Raw genomic sequence first — 6,120 nt, forward strand, 5'->3', positions numbered from 1 at the left:
TGGTACCCGAGGCCAGACTTGAACTGGCACGCCTATTAAGCGAGGGATTTTAAATCCCTTGTGTCTACCGATTCCACCACTCGGGCAAACTCTGGTAACTCGTCAAAACGCGTTACAAAATTTGTTTTTCAACGTAAGCAATCGGTTGCCGCCGCTGATGTGGTGCATACTTTACTGATTTTTCAGATTGGATCAACATAAAAATGAAACTTATTGTTCAAATGTCCATTTTGCGAGCAAATCGCATAAAAACACAGCGCGAAAGACTAATATATCACCGACTTATATAGACGACATCGCTAGCGCTTGATTGACTCGATGTTTGAGCTCAGGTAACAATTTCTCGGCAAACCACGGATTTTTTGCCAGCCATATATTATTTCTTGGACTTGGGTGCGGTAAAGGCAGAATTGAATCGGGGTATTTTTGCCAGTCTTGTACTGTTTGCGTTAAAGACTGTTTGGTTTCATTTAAATGATAGTCTTGAGCATATTTACCAACAAGTACGGTCAGCTTAATGTGAGTCAACTCAGCTAAAACGTGTTCACGCCAAGTTTGCGCACATATTTTTAACGGCGGTAAATCGCCACTTTTGCCCTTTCCTGGATAACAAAAGCCCATGGGGAGAATAGCGACTTTTTCGGGATCGTAGAATACAGCCTTATCTATGCCTAACCAGTCCCTTAGTCTATCTCCACTCGCGTCATTAAAAGGAATACCTGATTGATGCACAGCAAGCCCAGGAGCTTGCCCTGCAATTAAGATTCTCGCCTTCGAATGGATTTGTACCACAGGATTAACACCATGGGCGAACCTTGATTCACATAAACGGCATTGCTTGATCTGCTGGGATATGATGTCAATTTGAGCTTGTGTCATTCCATTCCTTTGTCATTAACCAAGCTCGCATGTTTAAGCCGATATGGTTTAACGTAAACTTGATATTTGTTGAGCGAGTTCGTTGAAACTTGGGCGCTGACTCACTGAGTTATTTAAACATTGTTCTGTCAATAATAATAACGACGTGAATAGCGTTTTGTCAGCCAAGTCACTACTTTCATGTAAAGAAGATTGACTGTAATGTCCGAGAAGATCTTCTAACATATTGCCAAAGGCTCTCACTTCTATTGCTTGCATTTGATTGACTTGCGATACAGATAATTTATTTAAATCCGTCGCGGCGCCAAAGTCACCGAACAGAATATTTGCACTGTCATCTATCATAGTATTGTGCGCATAAATATCGCCATGACTGACTTTTTGTTGATGCAAATGGGCTAATGCACCAGCCATGCTCGCCATAACCTTTATAATGCTATCCAGTGAGATACTCATTTCATCCGCAAAGGTATCTCGTGTGCAGGTAATTAACGATGGTGGTAAACCTAAATTATAATAACCAGAAGGGATAATCTCCATAACTAAACCTAAGTCATCCCCCTCAGCAATTTGCGCTAACACTTTGATCAGATTTGGATGTTCACCTGCGCTTAAGCAACAATGAAGCTCATCTTTTGGGTATCCATCTGACGTAACAGCCCCTTTAAACATCTTTAACGCAACGGTTTGATGACTAGACGTTTGAGCACTATCTAATTGCGCCTTGTTCCATTGAGCTTGATATATCACCCCTGAAGCGCCTTGACCTAATTGATCGCCTAATACAAATTCAGATATGCTTGCTTGTAAAAAGTCTGCATGAGTTTCGCTACTTTGCGTCACAGGGTTTCCACTAAATGCCAGCCAAGCAAGCTTAGGGAGACTTAATAACCAATCAGGTACACTTGCTAACTTGTTGGCCGATATTCTCAGTAACTCAAGTTCATGACAGTTCTGCATTGAATCGGGTAATTGAGTAATCACATTCCCTGCTAAAGCACACTTCTTTAAGCGATGTAATTGCCCCATTGACTCTGGTAAATGAGTGATTTGATTGTCAGTCAAAATAAGCCAGCGGGTATCAACCGGAAAGCAATTCTCTGGAACTGATTCAATTTGATTGGCTTTAAAGCCAATCATTTCAAGTTTAGGGCACTGAGCAATGACAGATGGAATTTCGGTAAAACAATTAAATGAAAGGAACAGAATTTTAAGCTCAGCTAAGCTAGCAAACTCATCAGGTAAACTACTTAGTCGGTTATTTGAAAGATCAAGCACTTCCAAAGAGTCCGACAAGGTTAAAATCTCTAACGGAAATGTCGTTAATTGCTCTGCTATTTGTAATCGCTTGATGTGTTGCTGTTTTAGTTCACCGGACTGTAATTGAGCTAGCGTGTGCAATGGAAGTTCCTTCATCATATCGTCCATGGCAATGGACAAAAAAGCGCACATGATATGTTATTCAGGTCGTTAAGTTAAGCTATCTGATTAGATTGTGAAATATAACGAAATTGAATCACTTGCTAGATGTATAATAAATATCGCAAAATGTTATCACTACAACACAAGAATATCCGTTAAATGCCTGAACTAACCCCTATTAGCTTTTTTAGTCGCTTTGAAGAAGATATTTTATCTGGTGCAAAAACGATTACCTTACGAGATGAATCTGAAGCTCATTTCATCGAAGGCGAAACCCTCAGTGTGTCGACATTTGAAGACGAACGCTGGTTTTGCAATATTAAGGTTATTTCGATAAAGAAAGTGGCATTTCATCAGTTAGATGACACTCACGCTATGCAAGAGAATATGCCTTTAGACATGCTGAAATCACTCATACAAGAAGTTTACCCAGGCGTTGAACAACTTTATGAAATCAAATTTAGTCTGGTTTAATGCAATAACTTAACACAACAAACGGAAAGGACACCGACATATGCATTACCTTAGTTTATTACTGCTTTGGCCTGTCTATCTCGTGCAGGCCATTTGGGTAAAAAAAACGACATTACCATTACCAGAAGCAACAGGACTGCGAGAAGGAGTCGATAATCTAGCGCCTCATGATGGCTCATTAAATCAGGCATTAAATCAAACAGTCGACCCATTAAACCTACTCATTGTCGGTGACTCTGCCGCTGCTGGCGTAGGAGTGGAAACCCAACAACAGGCGCTTACTGGGCAAATTCTGTCTCATTTAAAATCACGTCATTCGGGTGTTAACACCCATCACATTCGTCAAGTTCATTGGCAATTGATTGCTAAAAGCGGTAGCAATACTCAAGCGTGTGTAAATCACCTTAATAAAGTGATCCCTGATAACAGCTCAAAAAATATAGATATCGCGGTATTATCCTTAGGCGTTAATGATGTACTAAGCCCCATTACAAGCAGCACTTGGATTCTACACATTAAGCAACTTTGCGATTTATTAAAAAGCAAACTTAATTGCCAACACATTATAATTACCGCAGTGCCGCCGATGGAGGCTTTTCCTGCTTTACCGCAACCTTTTCGTTGGTTTTTAGGCGCACGCGCCGCTGAATTTAATCTCGCTTTACAACTTTGGGTATCAAAAAGCGATTTACCCTGTGAACTATTAAATATGCGCGAATCGCTCACTGATGCGGTCATGGCTGAAGATGGTTTTCACCCTAGTGCTGAGGTTTATCAACACTGGGGTAAAATGGTGGTCGACCTCATCGAAGTGAACCAAAATCAACAAGTCGGTTAACTAAAAGCCAATCAATGATGGTACAAGACATTGTTGGCCATCATTGCATTAAGCATACTTAGCCAACAGTGAGTACAATTTTCCCAACATGTTGTTTTTGCTCAAACATCAGCTGAGCATCGTTAATCTTAGCTAAAGGAAAAACCTCTGCAATCACAGGGGCTATCTTTTTCTGCTCAATAGCCTTAACTAAATTTGGAAACACGTCTGGTTCAAGCACTGTGCAACCATAAAAACTTAAATCTTTTAAGTATAAGGTTCTTACATCAAGCTCAACGATAGCACCACCAATAGCACCGGATACCGCATAGCGTCCTCCTGGCATCAAAATATCTAACAATTGTGGCCATTGCTTGCCAGCCACCAAATCAATCACCACATTGACACTGTTTCGGCCTAAGCTTTTCACTAAATCAATATTACGCTCCAAAACTTGATCGGCTCCCAATGCAAGAAGTTGCTCATTCTTACTTGGGCTAGTTACAGCAATCACCTTAGCACCACGTGCTTTTGCTAACTGAATTGCTGCAGAGCCAACACCTCCAGAAGCACCAGTGATCAATACCGTATCCTTGGCAGTCACTCTAGCTCGAGTTAGCATATTTTCAGCCGTTGAATAGGAACATGGAAATGATGCCAACTCCTCATTAGAATACTCACTATCTATAGCATGGGCATGTTGATCGGCCACCACAGTATACTCTGCAAATCCTCCATCACATTCTGAGCCAAAATACCAAGGGCTCTCTAAACGTTTTCCTTTAGCAAAACGTAAACACGGCTCAATTAACACTCGCTGGCCTATTCTATTGCGGTTAACACCTGCCCCAACGGCCACTATCACACCACACACATCCGCACCTTGGATCCGTGGAAAAGTTAATGCATTACCTGACCAGCTGGCATCGTCGCTATCAGCATCAGATTTCGAGTACCAAGCCGTTCTGGTATTAATGTCTGTATTATTCACACCTGCGGCTAATACTTTTATCACCACATCTTCGTCCGTATAACTTGGAACAGCAATTTCATTGTTTAGCGCTAAGACTTCGGGGCCGCCATGGCCTAAAAGCTGAATCCCACTCATGGTAGGCGGCAATGATGTTGAAATGGGTGACATATTAGTGCTCCAGTAAGGTGGTGATTGTGATTTTGGTTGAGATAAACGCATCAGCACCTAATAAAGGCCATACACTTGATACGCCCTCGTGCAAGATGAATAATTGCGTAGCCAGATCAGGTCGTTGACAAACATTACCCAAGTAATGCTTAACTTGTTGTTTATGCGTATCTACCGCGTCTTTGATCGCTTCATTTTCAGGGAAAGCAGCAATGGCATTCATCGACATACATCCGTTAGGCGCATATTGCTCCATCCACTGCTGCAAGCGATCAAAAATACACAGCACAGATTCTGTCGCAGAAAATGATGTTGTATCTAGTTCCAAAAAAGATAAGTATCGTTGGTGACGATAATCTAACGCAGCGACAATCATTTCTTCTTTAGAAGGAAAATGTTTATACAAGGTTCTCAAACTCACATCACACGCTTTTTGTAACTGAGAAACACTCGGTTCAGCAAAACCAAACTGGCTAAAAACATCTTCAAGACTTGCTGCAATTTGTTGTTTAAGCACAAACACCCCCCACTAGTAGAACGAACACTCTACCCATAGTAGAGTGTTCGTTCTACTTTGTGAACTTATATTGATTAAACTGTGGGCTTGTTCAAAAAACAGTTAATTGAAATGAGCAAGTAATGCCCCAATTAGGCTTAGGCAGACACAAGCGACTTTCATACGACAAAGTTTTAATAAGGCGAGAAATGTTAACTTTTCCCCAAGAGGAAAATTTCAAATTTTAGATACAAAAAAGCCTCAACTTTCGTTGAGGCTTTTTCGCACCATACACTTAATACAATAAGTCGTATGTAAGCTCTTCATAGAAGAATAATGGTACCCGAGGCCAAACTTGAACTGGCACGCCCTATTTTAAAACGACGAGGGATTTATCTTTTGCCCTAGACGTAGAGGAAAATTCAAATTTCAGACACAAAAAAGCCCCAACTTTCGTTGAGGCTTTTTTGCACCATGCACCTTAATACTAATTCGTATGTAAATGATGGTATCCGAGGCTAAGCTTAAAATGGCGCGCCCTATCTTAAAACGACGAGGGTTGTATCTTTCGCCAACGCTCGAATTACAGGCACAAAAAAACCTAATTTTCGTTGAGGCTTTTTTGCACCATACTTACGTATGTAAATGATGGTACCCGAGGCCAGACTTGAACTGGTACGCGCTATCTTAAAACGACGAGGGATTTATCTTTTGTCCTAGACATAGAGGCAAATTCAAATTTTAGATACAAAAAAGCCCCGACTAATGTCGAGGCTTTTTTGCACCATACTTACGTATGTAAATAATGGTACCCGAGGCCAGACTTGAACTGGCACGCCTATTAAGCGAGGGATTTTAAATCCCTTGTGTCTACCGATTCCACCACTCGGG

6 protein-coding genes and 1 tRNA gene are annotated in these 6,120 nt (G+C 41.2%); 2 read left to right on the plus strand and 5 right to left on the minus strand.

The window, feature by feature from the left end; translation table 11 throughout:
- The 3 genes from AN944_RS20650 to AN944_RS20660 all read right to left on the minus strand — a co-directional run bounded on the left by AN944_RS20650 (nt 1) and on the right by AN944_RS20660 (nt 2,280).
- Nucleotides 1-86: transfer RNA gene (locus AN944_RS20650), tRNA-Leu, on the minus strand.
- A 196-nt stretch (nt 87-282) separates the two neighbouring features.
- Entirely contained in the window at nt 283-879 is a 597-nt protein-coding gene (locus AN944_RS20655; RefSeq protein ID WP_055026538.1) for a uracil-DNA glycosylase family protein, read from the minus strand.
- A gap of 48 nt (nt 880-927) precedes the next feature.
- Entirely contained in the window at nt 928-2,280 is a 1,353-nt protein-coding gene (locus AN944_RS20660) for a leucine-rich repeat-containing protein kinase family protein (RefSeq protein ID WP_055026539.1), read from the minus strand.
- Between the two features lie 180 nt (nt 2,281-2,460).
- Between AN944_RS20660 and yqfB the strand changes: the two genes are divergently transcribed.
- Both yqfB and AN944_RS20670 read left to right on the plus strand, forming a co-directional pair.
- Nucleotides 2,461-2,775 (plus strand): N(4)-acetylcytidine aminohydrolase, encoded by a 315-nt coding sequence (gene yqfB / locus AN944_RS20665; RefSeq protein ID WP_055026540.1) that lies wholly within the window; start codon nt 2,461-2,463, stop codon nt 2,773-2,775.
- A gap of 40 nt (nt 2,776-2,815) precedes the next feature.
- Nucleotides 2,816-3,613, plus strand: a complete 798-nt coding sequence (locus AN944_RS20670) for an SGNH/GDSL hydrolase family protein (protein WP_055026541.1) — start codon at nt 2,816-2,818, stop codon at nt 3,611-3,613.
- Nucleotides 3,614-3,671: 58 nt separating this feature from the next.
- Here AN944_RS20670 and AN944_RS20675 read toward each other — a convergent pair whose 3' ends face one another.
- Together AN944_RS20675 and AN944_RS20680 are read right to left on the minus strand one after the other, a co-directional pair.
- Nucleotides 3,672-4,733, minus strand: a complete 1,062-nt coding sequence (locus AN944_RS20675) for an alcohol dehydrogenase family protein (protein ID WP_055026542.1) — start codon at nt 4,731-4,733, stop codon at nt 3,672-3,674.
- Nucleotide 4,734: 1 nt separating this feature from the next.
- Nucleotides 4,735-5,250, minus strand: coding sequence for a TetR/AcrR family transcriptional regulator (locus AN944_RS20680; protein WP_055026543.1), 516 nt, complete (start codon nt 5,248-5,250; stop codon nt 4,735-4,737).
- Nucleotides 5,251-6,120 lie beyond the last annotated feature (870 nt).

The organism is Shewanella sp. P1-14-1 (assembly GCF_001401775.1).
GTDB classification, from domain to species: domain Bacteria; phylum Pseudomonadota; class Gammaproteobacteria; order Enterobacterales; family Shewanellaceae; genus Shewanella; species Shewanella japonica.